A 15,070-nucleotide genomic window follows, 5' to 3' on the forward strand; every position below is an offset into this window, starting at 1 on the left:
CGCTCCGGTTAAGAGAAACTCGTTCATCAGCATAGACGGCAATGCTTATCTGGCAACTAAACAGAATCAATATGTTACTTTGTTGTGACGCTGTCACTTTTCCTTATGCAGGGTTCATCACGGCATCCCCGCCAGCGGTTGGCTACAGTAGGCGTCGCAAACCAGGGGGATGGTCATTAAATGGCGTTAATCATTAAGGTGTTACTCGAAAACCGGCTCGGCAAGGGGCAGGACAGCCTGCTGCAGGCGAAACCCGGATTAAGCCTGCTTGTGGAGGATGAAACCAGCCGGGTGCTGTTTGATACCGGGCCAGACGGCACGTTTCTTCATAATGCGCAGCGTATGGGCGTCTCTTTATCTGACCTGACCGCCACGGTGCTCTCCCATGGACATTACGATCACTGCGGCGGGGTGCCGTGGCTGCCGGACAACAGCCGTATTATTTGTCATCCGCAGATTGGACTCACCCGCTACTCGGCGTTATCTCTCGCAGGACGCAACTGGAAAGTCAAAAAGCTGTCGCGAGATATCGACTACTCCCGCCACCGCATGGAGTACAGCCGCGAGCCGGTGGCGATCGGCGAACGACTGCTGTGGTCCGGTGAGATTACGGTCGCTCACCCGCGTGCCTATGGCCTCCTGACGGGTCAATCCCAGGGTGAGGACTATATTGTCGATGAAGGCGTCCTGATCTACCGCTCGACGCGAGGGTTAGTCATTATCTGCGGCTGCGGACATCGCGGATTGATCAATACCGTTCGCCACTGCCAGAAGATCACCGGCATCCAGCAGATATACGCCATCATCGGCGGTCTTCATCTGCGCAGCGCGCCGCCGTGGGCAATTCGTCAGCTTAGACAATTCTTGCGCCAGCAGAAGGTCGAGGAGGTGATGGCCTGCCACTGCACCGGTTCATGGGGGCGCTGGTGGCTAGCGGAGAGTAGCGCGCCGGCAACCGGCGATACGTTGGTGCTGGAATAATAATCGCGTTCACTTTTGCTAATTACATATAAATAACATTTTTGCTATTTATTAAATACATTATCCGCCGGCTATACACCTTCCCCCAAGGGGAAGGTCAAATACTGATATCCCTTTTTGGTGTAAATATTTATAGAGAAACTTCATTCTATTTAACCTGGAGTTTTCTCTTTGAAATATCGTTTAATTCTTGCAGTGAGTATGATTTAATCCAGCGGTCGTCTAATTGCGAATATCACTATGATTCAGTCACTACAGGCATTATTTAAACAAGCAACCCGGCGCCGGCTTCGTATCCGCGCAGGGCTTGTTATTGCCTGTTGGTTACTGCTCAACCTTCAGCTCGCCGTCGCGGCGCACCATGGCGGCCAGCAGCAGCCCGCGGCGCCGCAGGTGCAGATTCACCATATTGTCGATGGCATGATGAACATGCCCGGCATGGAAAACGTCGGCCAGAAAGTTATCTGTGAGAAGCACTGCGACCCCGATACCGCGCAGCCTAACTCTTTAACCTCTCTACAGCTGAACGCGCTCCCCTCCGAAACCGCGCTACTCGTGGTTTCCCCGCAGCAGGAGACCTGCGCTGAACGTATGGACTGGCGCACGCCGCCGGTCACCGGTCCGCCGGTTGAGATACGCTTCTGCCGTTTCAGGGAATAACGCACCGTTAAAAACATCCATCAGATCTGCCCGGTCTGCGGGCGACTTTATGTTTTTTTCGGAGACTTTATTATGCGTTCGACCTCTATTTTTCTGCTTATTACCAGCGTACTGACCTTTTCCTTCAGCGCATTTACCGCCAGCGCGGAAGACGCCGCGATGCACCATCACACCATGTCCTCCATGGCGGATATGCCGGAGATGAAGAAGGCGGATGATTCCGCCACGCTTTATTCGGCCAGCGGGGTCATTAAAGCCTGGCGCGACGATGCCGTCGTGATTGCCCACTCTCCGGTTACCGAGCTGAACTGGCCGGCGATGACCATGAGCTTTGCGCTCGCTGATAACCACGATAAAAAGCTGGCAGTGGGAGAGCAGGTCGATTTCACCTTCCGCCAGGCCGACTCCGGCTACGCGATCGTTTCAATTACCGCGCGATAATTCCGGAGTCATTATGCACATCTTCAATAAGGCGGCCTGCGGGCTGCCGCTTTTACTATCGCTGATGTCCACCAACGGCTGGGCAACGACGCTCGCGGAGGCCCTGTCGGCGGCGGAAAACTACTCCGCCGAGCTCTCCGCCAACGATCATCAGGTTAACGCTTTGAAGAATATGGCGGATTCCGCGATGCAGCTCCCCGATCCGAAGCTGAAATTTGGTATTGAAAACGTCCCGCTGGGCGGCAATAACGCCGGCCGTCTCACCCGCGAGGGGATGACCATGCAAAGAGTTGGCGTGATGCAGGACTACGTCAGTAGTACCAAGCGTGAACGGAAAGCCGACTCCATTACCGCCGAGGCGCGCCAGACCGCCGCTAATGCCGATGTTATTCGTGCCCGGCTGCAGCGGGAAACCGCCCAGGCGTGGCTGGCGCTGGCGCTGGCGCAGAAGTCGCTGCGCTCAGTGCAGACGTTGATTAGCGAAACGTCCCGGCAAATCGACGTACAAAAGGCCGGCGTCAGCAGCGCCAGCGCCAGTCCCAGCAGCGTGCTGGACGTTCAGCTGGCGCTGAATGCGATGAAAAATGAGCAGGATAACGCCCGCCGCGATGTACAGATCGCCCAGGCGCGCCTGTTGCAGCTCACCGGGAAGGAGGTCCGCGATATCTCCGGCCCGCTGCCGCGCATTGAACGTCTGCCTGCCGACGAAGCCGACCTAATGGCCGGGATTAAACTTCACCCGGAAGTGATCCAGGCCGCCAGAGAAGCCGATCTGGCGAAAGCGAAATCAGGTCAGTCGGAAGTCGCGGCGATCCCCGACGTGGGCGTTGAGGTTTATTACGCGCGACGCGGTGATGATTATGACGACATGGTGGGGGTCATGTTTACCGTCGATATGCCTATTTTTCAGGGCAAACGTCAGGACAAAGACCACGCAGCGGACGTCTCCCGTACCTATGAAGCCAACGATCGGCTGACGTTATTGATGCGCGAACATCAGGCGCAGCAGTATCAGCTGATTTCGCAATATAACGCCGCGAAAGCCATTTACGATCGCCAGCAAAGCGAGGTGCTGCCGCTGCTGCGCAAGAAGGTGAGTCTCGTCAATGCCCAGTATCGGGGCGGCAGCTCCGCGCTGCCTGAGCTGCTCGCCGCCCGTCGCGATCTCCTGAGCGGAGAAATTGCCAGCAACAATGCGGAGAAAGCGCTTGCCGATGCGTGGGCCGCTATTCGCTACCTTATTCCACAGGATGTTAAATAATGAAGCTTAAATCTGCTCTTACCCTTGTGGCGCTGGCCGTCGCCCTTGCCGCCGCGGGCGGCTACTGGCTGGGTTCGCGAAGCGCGCCGATGCCCGCCGCTGGCGGCGGCCAGGCGGAAACGGGCCGCAAAGTGCTGTACTGGTATGATCCAATGGCCCCCGCTACGCGCTTTGATAAACCGGGTAAATCGCCGTTTATGGATATGGATCTGGTGCCGCGTTACGCCGATGAAGGCGCGGGAGAAGACGCCGGGGGCGTGCAGATTAGCGCCCGCCAGCAGCAAAACCTTGGCGTCCGTACGGCGAACGTCTCCCGCCAGACGCTGGCGATGAAGCTCAATGCTTTTGCTACCGTGGCCATTGATGAGCGGGGCGTTGAAACGGTACCGGCGCTGGCCAGCGGTCTGATTGAGAAACTTTACGTCAACGCCTCCCAGCAGTTTGTGAAAAAGAACGAGGCGCTGGCGGAGCTGTGGATCCCGCAGTGGGCGGCGGCGCAGCAGGAGTATCTGGCGGTGAGGCGGCTGGGCGATAGCGGGCTGACCGCCGCGGCCCGCGACCGCCTGCGGCTGCAGTTTATGCCGGAAGCGGTTATCCGTAGCGTTGAGCGCAGCGGTCAACCGCAAACCCGCATGACGGTGCGCGCGCCGCACGATGGCTACGTCAGCAAGCTGGATGTGCGCACCGGCGCGCAGGTCACGACAGCCCAACCGCTGTTCGAGCTGGCCAGCCTCGATCCGGTCTGGATCGTGATTGATTACCCGCAAAGCCAGGCCAGCCTGCTGCGCGAAGGCAGTAAGGTGACAGCCACCACCGGCAGCTGGCCCGGTATGGCGTTTCAGGGAACCGTCAGCGAACTGCTTCCCGACCTCGAAGCCACCACCCGTACGTTGAAAGCCCGCGTAGTGCTGAATAATCCGCAGCATCGGCTCAAGCCGGGCATGTATTTGAACGTTGAGCTGGCTGAGGCGCAGCAGGAGAGCGCCGTTCTGGCTATTCCGGAAGAGGCATTAATTGCCACCGGCACCAGCAATCGGGTGCTGATCGCCGACGGCGAGGGGCATTTCCGTCCGGTCGAGGTGACCGCAGGGCGAACGCAGAATGGTCTGGTTGAGATTAAATCCGGCCTCGAAGCGGGCCAAAAGGTGGTGACTTCCGGGCAGTTCCTGATTGACTCCGAAGCCAGCCTGCGCAGCGCGCTGCCGCAAATGGCCGGGCAAGAGGAGGAAGCAAAAAGCTACTCAGCGCAGGGCGTTATTAAGGCCGTGAGCGATGAGGCGGTAACCATCGCGCACCAGCCGGTACCGGCGCTGAAATGGCCGGCGATGATCATGGATTTTGCTATTACGCCGCAGCTGCGGGAACAGATGCGGCCCGGCGAGTCGGTGATGTTTCACTTCGTCCTGACCGATGAAGGGGCGCGAGTCACCTCAATGATGCCGCTGAACGGCGCTAAGGAGCAGCCATGATTGCCGCCGTTATCCGCTGGTCATTGCGCAACCGTCTGCTGGTATTGCTGGCGACGCTGATTATGGCCGCCTGGGGCGTCTGGTCGGTACAGCAGGCGCCGCTGGACGCGCTGCCGGATCTCTCCGATACCCAGGTGATCATTCGCGTGAGCTATCCGGGGAAAGCGCCGCAGATTGTCGAAGATCAGGTGACCTACCCGCTGACCACCACCATGCTGTCGGTGCCGGGAGCGAAAACCGTGCGCGGCTTTTCGATGTTCGGCGATGCTTATGTCTATGTGCTGTTTGATGATGGAACGGACCCGTACTGGGCGCGCTCCCGCGTGCTGGAGTACCTGAGCCAGGTCCAGAGCAGCCTGCCGCCGGAAGCGAAAGCGTCGCTGGGGCCGGATGCCACCGGCGTCGGCTGGGTGTTTGAATATGTGCTTACCGACAAAAGCGGCCAGCATAGCCTCGGCGATCTGCGGGCGATTCAGGACTGGATCCTCAAATATGAACTGAAAACCGTGCCGGATGTTTCGGAGGTGGCCAGCGTCGGCGGAATGGTCAAAGAGTATCAGGTGATCCTTAATCCTGACCGGCTGCGGGCGCTGAACGTCACCCACGAGCAGGTGATTAGCGCGATCCAGAGCGCCAACCAGGAAGGGGGCGGTTCGGTGCTCGAACTGGGCGAAGCCGAATATATGGTGCGCACAACCGGCTACCTGAAGTCCATCGACGACTTTAACCAGGTGGTTATCGCTGCGCGCAGCGGCGTGCCGGTGCTGCTCTCCGACGTCGCCAGCGTGCGCCGGGGACCGGCGATCCGGCGCGGCGTCGCCGAGCTCAACGGCCAGGGCGAGGTGGCGGGCGGGATAATCATTATGCGCTCGGGTAAAAACGCGCTCAGCACCATTAACGCGGTAAAGGCCAAACTGGCGGAAGTGCAAAAAAGCCTGCCCGCAGGCGTGGAGATTGTTCCGGTCTACGATCGTTCGCAGCTGATTAAAAACTCCGTCGAGACCCTGACCCATAAGCTCATTGAGGAGTTTATCGTCGTGGCGGTAGTCTGCTCGCTGTTTCTGTTCCACTTCCGCAGCGCGCTGGTGGCGATGATCACGCTGCCGCTGGGGATCCTTGGCGCGTTTATTGTGATGCACTATCAGGGCGTCAGCGCCAATATGATGTCGCTAGGCGGGATTGCGATCGCCATCGGGGCCATGGTCGATGCGGCAATCGTGATGATAGAAAATATGCATAAGGTACTGGAGCAGTGGCGGCACGAGCACCCTGAACGCCAGCCGTCCTCCGCCGACTACTGGCAGATTGCCCAGCACGCGGCGTCGGAAGTGGGGCCTGCGCTGTTTTGCAGCCTGCTGATTATCACCCTGTCGTTTATTCCGGTGTTCACCCTCGAGGCGCAGGAGGGCAAGATGTTCTCGCCGCTGGCCTTCACCAAAACGTATTCGATGGCGGTGGCCGCCGGACTCGGGATCACCCTGGTGCCGGTGCTGATGGGCTACTTTATTCGCGGCAAAATTCCTGATGAAACCGCCAATCCGCTCAACCGCTGGCTGATTCGCGCCTATGAGCCGCTGCTGGATAAAGTTTTGCAGTGGCCGAAGGCGACGCTGGCGGCGGCGGGCCTGCTGCTGGTTGCCACGCTGTGGCCGCTGGCGCAGCTCGGCAGCGAATTTCTGCCGCAAATTGACGAGGGCGACCTGTTGTATATGCCCTCCACGCTGCCGGGGATCTCCAGCCGCGAAGCGGGACGCTTGCTGCAGCAGACCGACCGTCTGATCAAGACCATTCCTGAAGTGCAAAGCGTATTCGGCAAGGCCGGGCGGGCGGACAGCGCTACCGACCCGGCGCCGCTGACCATGCTGGAAACCACGATTCAGTTCAAGCCGAAAAGCGAATGGCGGCCCGGCATGACCATGGATAAGCTGATCGAGGAGCTCGACAATACGGTGAAGGTACCGGGGATAGCCAACGTCTGGGTACCGCCGATCCGTAATCGCCTGGACATGCTGGCGACCGGCATCAAAAGCCCGGTCGGCATCAAAGTGAACGGTAACAATCTGGCGGAGATCGAAAAGACCGCCGAAGAGATTGAGCGCATCGTGCGTAGCGTACCGGGGGTGACGTCGGCGCTGGCGGAACGCCTCGACGGCGGCCGCTATATCGATATCGCTATCGACCGGGTGAAAGCCGCCCGCTACGGCGTGTCGGTGAAGGAGCTGCAGTCAATCGTCGCCAGCGTCGTCGGCGGCGATAACATCGGCGAAACCATCGAGGGGCGAGAACGTTACCCGATCGGCGTCCGCTACCCGCGCGAAATGCGCGACTCGCTGCAAAAGCTGCGCGATCTGCCGGTAGTGACCAGCGGCGGGGCGCAGGTAGCGCTCTCGGAACTGGCGGACATCACCATTACCGACGGCCCGCCGATGCTGAAAAGCGAAAACGCCCGCCTGTCGGACTGGATCTACGTGGATATTCGCGGGCGCGACTTAAAATCCGCAGTTGATGAAATGCAGAGCGAGGTCGGCAAACGGGTCAGGCTGCCGGAAGGCATCTCGCTGACCTGGTCCGGGCAGTATGAGTACCTTGAGCGCGCCACCGCGAAGCTGAAAATCGTGCTGCCGTTTACCCTGATGATTATCTTTATCCTGCTTTACGTCACTTTCAGTCGCGTTAAAGACGCTCTGCTGATTATGGGAACTTTGCCGTTTTCGCTGATCGGCGGCGTCTGGCTGCTCTGGCTGCTGGGCTACAACCTGTCGGTAGCCGCCGCCGTGGGCTTTATTGCGCTTGCCGGCGTGGCGGCGGAGTTCGGGGTGATTATGGTGCTCTATTTGAACCAGGCGATCGCGAAACGCCGCCCCGAGCTGAACGATCGCGCGCTCAACGAGGCGATTCATGAAGGGGCCGTGCTGCGCGTGCGCCCGAAAGTGATGACCGTGGCGACAATCATGGCCGGACTGCTGCCGATTATGTGGGGAGGGGGCACCGGATCGGAGGTGATGCAGCGTATCGCCGCGCCGATGATCGGCGGGATGATCACCGCGCCGCTGCTCTCGATGCTGGTGATCCCGGCAGTCTATCTCCTGACGCACCGTAACAAACGCTAAAGTACAACGCCCGGGCCAGGCGGCTCGGGCGTGAATCAGTCGGCGTTCTTAAGATCTTCCGCGCGTTTGGCGGTGGCGTAGACAAAATCGAGCATGGGTTCAAGGTCGGTATCGTAGCCGGCCTGAATGATTTTGCCGCGCAGCCATTCGATCTCGCTGGTAATATCCGGGTGGAATATATTGTTGTCCTGCGCTTTGCGCAGCCACTTGAGCAGGAAATTATTTTTCCCGCGGACACCGCCTGATTTCTTCGATTTTGCGTGTATTTTCAGCGCCACCAGAATGCAGTAATAGAAATGAACGCGCTGATTAAAACTTTGGTGCATGTCTTTGTTCCCGCCAGAATCAGGTTGCGGACGGGCATGGACCTTAAACATGCGGTCTCTGATATTCACCCGTACCACCATCGCGCCGCTTGCCGGACGCTGAGGCGATGGTGGCACGGAAGCCGAATTGCCGTCAATTATTGATTAATTTTTTACCCATATTTGCGCCGGTTATCTTTCGACGATGCCTCCTCAGGTTCGCGGTAAAGCAGCGCGTTGTTGCAGGTAAATGCGCAAAATCAAGATAAATGCCAGCGCGACCACCGCCGCCGCCAACAAATAAATAGTCTCCAGATCGTAATAACCGGCCACCCAGCCGGCGACCGGGCCGGTTAATCCCAACGCCAGATCGAGAAAGGCCGAATAGGTACCCAGCGCGGTGCCCTGATTCTGTTCTTCAACCTGTTTCACCGCTTCCACGCCAAGCGCCGGGAAGACCAGCGAAAAGCCCGAGCCGGTGAGAAAGGCGCCCATTCCGGCCATCCACGCCGAGGAGGCCGACCAGATGATCAGCAGGCCGATACATTCGATCGCAAAACAGATTAACGATACCCGCACGCCGCCGTAGCGGGTAATGGTGTTGCCCAGGATCAGGCGGATGCAGATAAAACCGATGCTGAACAGGGAGAGGGTAAACGCCGCGCCTTGCCAGCTATGGGCGGAGAAGTAGAGGGTAATAAAGGTTGCGATAACCCCAAAACCGACGGTACCCAGCGCCAGCCCCAGCCCGTAGGGCCAGATTTTGCGCGCCACCACATGAAACGGCGCTCTGATCCCCGCCGTCACGCTGACGTCCTGCCGCGTACGGGCATAGAGCAGGCCAACCGCCGCCGCCAGGATCACCACGGCGGCAAATCCGCTGATGCCAAAATAGCCGTTAAGCACGACACCCAGCGGAGCGCCGACCGCCATGGCGACATAGGTCGCCACGCCGTTCCACGAGATCACCCGCGAAGTGTGAATCGCACCGACGGTTTTGATCCCCCAAAGGGTCGCGCCGGTGGCGGTAAAACTTTCCCCGACGCCGAGGAAAATGCGCCCCACCAACAGCGCGGCAACGGCCAGCGGCGGCGAGGATTGCAGCAAGACCGCGAGCAGCGTGAAGAGACCGCTGAGCAGGCAGCAAACAATCCCCCGACTGACGACTTTTTTCGGCCCCCAGATGTCGGTGTAGCGGCCCGCATGCGGGCGGCTGATCAGGGTTGAGATGTACTGAAGGCTGATGACCACGCCGGCGATAAAGGGGCTATAGCCCAGCTGATAGTGGATATAGCCCGGCAGTACGGCGAGCGGCAGGCCAATAGAGAGATAGCAGATACAGGTAAAAACAACGATAGAAATAATACGCAGATTAAGCTGAGTGGTGCAGGCGGAAGTGGTCATAACACGAAGTATTGAAAACCAAAGGGAAGCTAAGCATAGCGCAGCGCCGTCGGGCGCAACGAGCAGAGCATGCGTTTTCTCAATGATTCAGGCAAACGCACTAAAAATAGTCATGAGAAAAGAGGATTCTGGGCAAGTCGTGCGCGGCAGAGTATAAAATCTGTTAACGCATCACGGATAATGACAGGAGAGAGTATGGAATACGATTTAGACGGTATGGATGTGCTTTTTGTCGCCGGCTTTGGGCCGATAACGCAATCGACGCCGGCCAGCAGGGAGTTTTATGTGGCTGCGCTGGGCCTGCCGCTAAAACCGATGCCCGGTAACGAAGAGTATCTGCTGACCGAACATGACGCCATCGGCGGGGTAAAACATTTTGCCCTGTGGCCGCTGGCGCAGGCGGCGCGCTCCTGCTTTGACGCCGATCTCTGGCCTGACTATCTGCCGGTGCCGCAGGCGTGGGTCGAGTTTGAAGTGCGCGATATCAACACCGCCACCGACGCGCTGAAGGCCAGAGGCTATCGTCTGCTGGTGGACAACCGCATTGAGCCGTGGGGGCAAACCGTCACGCGGCTGCTGAGCCCGGAAGGGCTGCTGACAGGGATTACCGTCACCCCGTGGCTGCGCGAGGGCAAAGCCTAATGGCATGCATGAGCCGCCCATCATCCCCTGCGATCGGCAGGGTGATGGAATGCTGATTTATGACGTATTCGGGCGCCATATTGGCGTCCAGCGCCAGGGCGAACGCTGGCTACTTTTCCGCGTCGATCTGAACGAGCAGAAATGTTCGCCGCTGCGTGGGATCATCATCCCGGACGATCTCCCGGAGGCGGAAATTCCCGGCTGGCTGGGCGATATTTTTCACGAAGCGGCAAGCCCGCGCCATCCTGACGTCCGGCTTATGGAGTAGCGTCTATGGCCAGCTTCTGTTTTGCAGCACCACGCGATAACCGTCGCCGTCGACAAAGGTTTTACCGTTCACATTCCAGTACGGATTGAACGCGCTGACCGGCGCAAAACCGGCGGTCAGCATTTTCGCACACTGTTCCCGCCATTCCGCGGCTTCCGGGTAATAAAGCACCAGCAAATCTTCCTCGCCCGGAGAGGGCTTCACCGGATGATGATGGCAGAGGGTGAATTCAAGATGCCAGCCGAGATCGCGGCGTCCGACCATCACGCCGCTAAAGCCGGCATGATCGGCAAACTGCGCGATCTGCTCCAGCCCAAGGCCCGTGCAGTACATGTGGCAACTGAGTGAAAGGTCGGTGACCGGCCTGGCGATGCGGATAGCGTTAAGCGTCATAACAGCCTGTATCGATAAAGGTTTGGTCGATTGACTGTATCCGCTTTTGCGGCGGCCATTTGTCACAAAGAGCTTTTAACGCGCCCGGCAAAGCGAATTTATTCGATTGTCTCTGCGGCGCGTTTTATCTAGAATCTTCGCTTTCGGAGAGAGAAAATGTCCGTTGCTGATTCCCTTCTTGCTTACTCTTTTGCTGCCCTGTTGCTCACCCTTACCCCAGGCCTGGATACCGCTTTAATTCTGCGAACCGCGACCGTTGAAGGCGGAAAAAAAGCCTTTCAGGCGGCGCTGGGCATTGATACGGGATGTTTTATCTGGGGGGCGGCGGTCGCCTTCGGTCTTGGGGCGCTGCTGGCGGCATCGGAGCTGGCGTATGACCTGCTCAAATGGTGCGGGGCCGCCTATTTATGCTGGCTGGGCATTCAGTTAATTCTCAAGCCGCGCGGTCATTTTGTTCATCAGGACAGGGCGGCGGTGCCGGCAAGTAACTGGTTTTTAAAAGGGATGATGGGTAATGTGCTCAATCCGAAAATGGGGATCTTTTACGTCTCTTTCCTGCCGCAGTTTATTCCGGCCGGCCACTCGCCCATCGTCTGGACGTTCCTGCTGGTCGCCATCCATGTGGCGATCGGGACGCTCTGGTCGTTAACGTTAATCCTGACCAGCCGTTCTGCCGCTCGGCTATTAAAGACGCCGCTATTTATTCGGTGGATGGACCGCGCAACCGGCGGCCTCTTTATGTTATTTGCTGCCAAACTGGCTTTTAGCCACCGTTAAATCCCTCTGGACAAGGATGTCCAGCGCCTCACTCCACATTTCGTTACTCGCCGAAGCATCCCCCGGCCGTTGCCGTAAAGTTTCTCCCCGCAGGCCGGGCGCTGCCGCATGGCGCTGCTTGCGCATCGTGGTAAGCGAAATCATAATAAATAGAGAATTATTGTTAGTTATAATTCTTTATTTGAGAATAATAATGGAGGGGAGTGGGTGAACGTTTTTGCAACCAAGCCGGAATGGAAGGCCTTTCTGCTGGCGCTGGCCGGTTCGGTCGTGCTGATCGTTGGCATGGGCTATGGCCGGTTTGCCTATACCGGGATCCTGCCGCTGATGCTCAATGAGCAGCTGCTGACGCTGCGTGAAGGTAATCTTGCCGCTTCGGCGAACTATGCCGGCTATCTGGCCGGCGCGCTGCTGCTGGCGAAAGCCAGGCCCGCGGACGCCAGGTGGCTAAGCCTGCTTTCCGCACTGTTGACGCTGGTGTGCCTGGCCTTACTGGCGTTCCTGGTTTCCCCCCTGGCGATTATTGTGGTGCGCGGAATTGCCGGATTACTCAGCGCGGTGACGCTGATCGCCGCCTCCCTCTGGCTACTGCAGCATATGAAGCACCCTAACGGCGCGCCGGTGCTTTTTTCTGGCGTCGGAATGGGGATATTCTTGTCGGCGGAATTTATCTCCCTGGGGAAGGCGCTGGCGCTCTCCAGCCAGCAGATATGGCTGATATGCGCGATAAGCTCTGGCGTGCTTTTTGTTCTCGCGCTGCGTCTGCTGCTGAGCCCCGCCGACTACCTTATCGCTTATCAACCCGCCGCGACCGCACACCGCGAGGAGGGCGAGGGGCGGGTGCGGGAGGCGTGGAAACTGCTGCTGATTTATGGCCTGGCCGGCTTCGGCTACATTATTACCGCCACCTATCTTCCGCTGTTTCTCAGCGGTTCGCTGAACGTTATCGATCCGGTGCAGATCTGGGCCATTTTCGGCCTCGCCGCCGTACCCTCCTGCTTTATCTGGCACCGGCTGGTCATCAAGCTCGGCTACCGACGCGCGTTTACCCTTAATTTGCTGATTCAGGCAATCGGCGTCATTCTCCCGGCGTGGAGCCATGCGTTACCGTTTTGCATATTGAGCGCGCTGCTGGTGGGTTGCACCTTTTTGGGCACCGTGACCATCGCGCTGTCCGAGGGGCGGCGGCTTAATCATCTGGTTTCGTTCAATATGATTGCCGCCATGACCGCGACCTACGGCATCGGGCAAATCGTCGGCCCGCTGGTTGCCGGAACGCTGTATGACCGCAGCGGGTCGTTTAATCCTTCGCTGAGCGCGGCCGCCATTGCGCTGCTGGCTGCCGCCGCGCTGGTGGCGGCAGGGGCGGGGCGAGCGTCAAAGGTCGGAGGCTGACTCCAGAAGCTGGCGCATTTTCTCGAGAGCGGGGGACGCGTAGCCTTTGCGCCAGATAAGCTGGGTGATCGCCTGGCCAACCGGCCGCAGCTGGCTGGCTTCGGGCAGCGTCAGGGTATCGAGCACGCTCTGCGGCACGATACCGGCATAGCCGCCGGAGGCGACGCAGGCGAGCATCGCGTGATAGGAGCCGACGTCCTGGATCTCGCTCTCCACCTCCTCTGAATGCGCCAGAAACGCTTCGCCCATCGCCCGGTAGGTACAGCCCTCCGCAAAGGCGGCAAAGCGAAAGCGCTGTGGGCTGGCGGGAAGCACCAGCAACAGCTGTTCTTTAAAGATGGATACGTACTCCAGATCATCGGGCGGAGGCGTTCCCTGCGGCAGGCTCACCAGCGCGCAATCCAGCGCGGCGTCCAGCACCTGTTGGGTCAGCTGACGGGTGGGCTGGGTTTTGAGGGTGAGCGTCACCTCCGGGCACAGCGCGCGAAACCGGGGAAGCAGCGGCGGCAGGCGGCTGGCGGCGGTGGCGTCCATCGCCCCCATGCGTAAATTGCCGCCCGGCGTCGCCGGATGCAGCGCCTGTCTGGCCTCTTCGGCCAGGCTGAGGATCTTCAGCGCGTAGCCCAAAAAATGTTCACCGGCGGGGGACAGCAGCATCCTTTTATTGCCGCGGGCAAACAGCTCCACGCCCAGCTCCTCTTCCAGCTGGTGAATGCGGGTGGTGATATTGGACTGGGCGCGCCCCAGCCGCTTTGCCGCGCGGGTGACGCTGCGCTCTTGCGCCACCGTTTTAAAAATCTCTAATGTGGTGTGGTTCATATTTTTATTCTTAATTTGAAAATAATGTTGATCTTATCATCTCTAAAAGAGATTTTAATGGCCCGAACGCACAAATTTCAACAGGGCAAACCATGAGCAACAGGCTTACGCAGCAGCTTGATATTGATTACCCCATTATTCAGGCGCCGATGGCCGGCGTGTCGACGCCGGAACTGGCGGCAGCGGTCAGCGGGGCCGGCGCGCTCGGCTCGCTGGGACTGGGCTCGTCAACCGTAGAGCAGGCTGAAACGCTGATTAACCGGACCCGGCGCTTAACCACCCGTCCGTTTAACGTCAATCTGTTTTGCCACGCCCCGGCGGTAAGGGATCCGCAGCGTGAAGCCCGGTGGCTGGCGCGGTTGCGCCCGGAATTTGCGCGCTTTGGCAGCTTGCCGCCGGAGACGCTGGCGGAAATTTATCTGAGTTTTCAGCAGCAGCCGCGGATGGCTGAGCTGCTGCTCGACCTGACTCCGGCGGCGGTGAGCTTTCATTTTGGCGTGCCGGATCGTGAAACCCTTCGCCGACTGCGGGAAAAGGGGATCGTCACCCTGGCGAGCGCGACCAGCGTGGCAGAGGCGCTGCTGGCCGTAGAGCAGGGAATCGATATGGTGGTGGCGCAGGGCTACGAGGCCGGCGGCCATCGCGGCATCTTTGATCCGCTGGCGCCCGACGGGCAGATGAGCACCTTTACTCTGGTTCAGACGATAAGACGGCATACCGATATTCCGCTTATCGCCGCTGGCGGCGTGATGGACGGCGCGGGAATTAACAGCGTAATGAACCTGGGCGCAGACGGGGCGCAGCTAGGGACGGCGTTTCTGCTGTGCCCGGAATCGTCCACGGATGGCGGATACCGTGAGGCCCTTAAAAGCGCATCTGACGGGCAAACGGTTTTAACCTCAGCCATTTCCGGACGCCCGACGAGATGTCTGGTTAACGGTTGGCGTGAAATAAACGATCCGCCGCTGATTCCGGCTTATCCCGTGGCTTACGACGCCGGGAAGGCGCTGGCATCGGCGGCGAAAGCGCAGGGAGATCGTCAGTACGGTGCGCACTGGGCCGGGCAGGGAGTGAGCCTGATTCGCGAGCTGCCGGCAGCGGAGCTGATACGCACCCTGGTGCGCGAAAGCGGGTTTTAATCGCGG

15 protein-coding genes are annotated in these 15,070 nt (G+C 59.1%); 11 read left to right on the forward strand and 4 right to left on the reverse strand.

The genetic code is table 11. The annotated features are described in order from the left end of the window. Nucleotides 1-180 precede the first annotated feature (180 nt). From MKleb_RS12780 to MKleb_RS12805, 6 genes are all read left to right on the forward strand, one after another. Nucleotides 181-981: an MBL fold metallo-hydrolase gene (locus tag MKleb_RS12780; protein WP_025105744.1), complete on the forward strand. Its 801-nt coding sequence runs from the start codon at nucleotides 181-183 to the stop codon at nucleotides 979-981. A gap of 240 nt (nucleotides 982-1,221) precedes the next feature. Further along, nucleotides 1,222-1,641, forward strand: coding sequence for a hypothetical protein (locus MKleb_RS12785; RefSeq protein ID WP_004851141.1), 420 nt, complete (start codon nucleotides 1,222-1,224; stop codon nucleotides 1,639-1,641). Nucleotides 1,642-1,713: 72 nt separating this feature from the next. Continuing rightward, nucleotides 1,714-2,082, forward strand: coding sequence for a copper-binding protein (locus tag MKleb_RS12790; protein WP_025105743.1), 369 nt, complete (start codon nucleotides 1,714-1,716; stop codon nucleotides 2,080-2,082). A gap of 13 nt (nucleotides 2,083-2,095) precedes the next feature. Further along, nucleotides 2,096-3,343 carry a TolC family protein gene (locus MKleb_RS12795; RefSeq protein WP_009654697.1) on the forward strand — a complete coding sequence of 416 codons (1,248 nt, stop codon included), beginning with the start codon at nucleotides 2,096-2,098 and terminating at the stop codon, nucleotides 3,341-3,343. After that, on the forward strand, nucleotides 3,343-4,812 hold the full coding sequence (locus tag MKleb_RS12800) for an efflux RND transporter periplasmic adaptor subunit (RefSeq protein ID WP_025105742.1): 1,470 nt from the start codon (nucleotides 3,343-3,345) through the stop codon (nucleotides 4,810-4,812). The genes MKleb_RS12795 and MKleb_RS12800 overlap by 1 nt, the downstream gene beginning before the upstream one ends. Continuing rightward, complete coding sequence (locus tag MKleb_RS12805) at nucleotides 4,809-7,922, forward strand: efflux RND transporter permease subunit (protein ID WP_025105741.1); 3,114 nt, start codon at nucleotides 4,809-4,811, stop codon at nucleotides 7,920-7,922. The genes MKleb_RS12800 and MKleb_RS12805 overlap by 4 nt, the downstream gene beginning before the upstream one ends. A 35-nt stretch (nucleotides 7,923-7,957) precedes the next feature. Here the strand turns inward: MKleb_RS12805 and MKleb_RS12810 are convergent, their stop codons facing one another. Further along, nucleotides 7,958-8,248 (reverse strand): hypothetical protein, encoded by a 291-nt coding sequence (locus tag MKleb_RS12810; RefSeq protein ID WP_025105740.1) that lies wholly within the window; start codon nucleotides 8,246-8,248, stop codon nucleotides 7,958-7,960. A 192-nt stretch (nucleotides 8,249-8,440) separates the two neighbouring features. Continuing rightward, nucleotides 8,441-9,631, reverse strand: a complete 1,191-nt coding sequence (locus tag MKleb_RS12815; protein WP_025105739.1) for an MFS transporter — start codon at nucleotides 9,629-9,631, stop codon at nucleotides 8,441-8,443. 195 nt (nucleotides 9,632-9,826) lie between these two features. Between MKleb_RS12815 and MKleb_RS12820 the strand changes: the two genes are divergently transcribed. Together MKleb_RS12820 and MKleb_RS12825 are read left to right on the forward strand one after the other, a co-directional pair. Beyond that, nucleotides 9,827-10,273: a VOC family protein gene (locus MKleb_RS12820; protein WP_009654757.1), complete on the forward strand. Its 447-nt coding sequence runs from the start codon at nucleotides 9,827-9,829 to the stop codon at nucleotides 10,271-10,273. A gap of 49 nt (nucleotides 10,274-10,322) precedes the next feature. Then, nucleotides 10,323-10,541: a DUF7661 family protein gene (locus MKleb_RS12825; RefSeq protein WP_025105738.1), complete on the forward strand. Its 219-nt coding sequence runs from the start codon at nucleotides 10,323-10,325 to the stop codon at nucleotides 10,539-10,541. Between the two features lie 3 nt (nucleotides 10,542-10,544). Here MKleb_RS12825 and MKleb_RS12830 read toward each other — a convergent pair whose 3' ends face one another. Beyond that, complete coding sequence (locus MKleb_RS12830; RefSeq protein ID WP_025105737.1) at nucleotides 10,545-10,934, reverse strand: VOC family protein; 390 nt, start codon at nucleotides 10,932-10,934, stop codon at nucleotides 10,545-10,547. Between the two features lie 156 nt (nucleotides 10,935-11,090). Between MKleb_RS12830 and MKleb_RS12835 the strand changes: the two genes are divergently transcribed. Beyond that, nucleotides 11,091-11,711, forward strand: coding sequence for a LysE family translocator (locus tag MKleb_RS12835; protein ID WP_025105736.1), 621 nt, complete (start codon nucleotides 11,091-11,093; stop codon nucleotides 11,709-11,711). A gap of 207 nt (nucleotides 11,712-11,918) precedes the next feature. Further along, nucleotides 11,919-13,106: a YbfB/YjiJ family MFS transporter gene (locus MKleb_RS12840; RefSeq protein ID WP_025105735.1), complete on the forward strand. Its 1,188-nt coding sequence runs from the start codon at nucleotides 11,919-11,921 to the stop codon at nucleotides 13,104-13,106. Here the strand turns inward: MKleb_RS12840 and MKleb_RS12845 are convergent. After that, the gene (locus MKleb_RS12845) at nucleotides 13,089-13,925 is read right to left on the reverse strand and encodes a LysR family transcriptional regulator (RefSeq protein ID WP_025105734.1); all 837 of its coding nucleotides are present in this window, start codon (nucleotides 13,923-13,925) and stop codon (nucleotides 13,089-13,091) included. The two genes, MKleb_RS12840 and MKleb_RS12845, sit on opposite strands and share 18 nt — an antisense overlap. 92 nt (nucleotides 13,926-14,017) lie before the next feature. Between MKleb_RS12845 and MKleb_RS12850 the strand changes: the two genes are divergently transcribed. Next, a complete protein-coding gene (locus MKleb_RS12850; RefSeq protein ID WP_217076721.1) occupies nucleotides 14,018-15,064 on the forward strand; it encodes an NAD(P)H-dependent flavin oxidoreductase in 1,047 nt (348 codons plus the stop codon). The last annotated feature ends 6 nt before the right edge of the window (nucleotides 15,065-15,070 follow it).

The sequence above is a fragment of the Klebsiella sp. PL-2018 genome (assembly GCF_019048985.1).
GTDB lineage: Bacteria > Pseudomonadota > Gammaproteobacteria > Enterobacterales > Enterobacteriaceae > Klebsiella > Klebsiella michiganensis.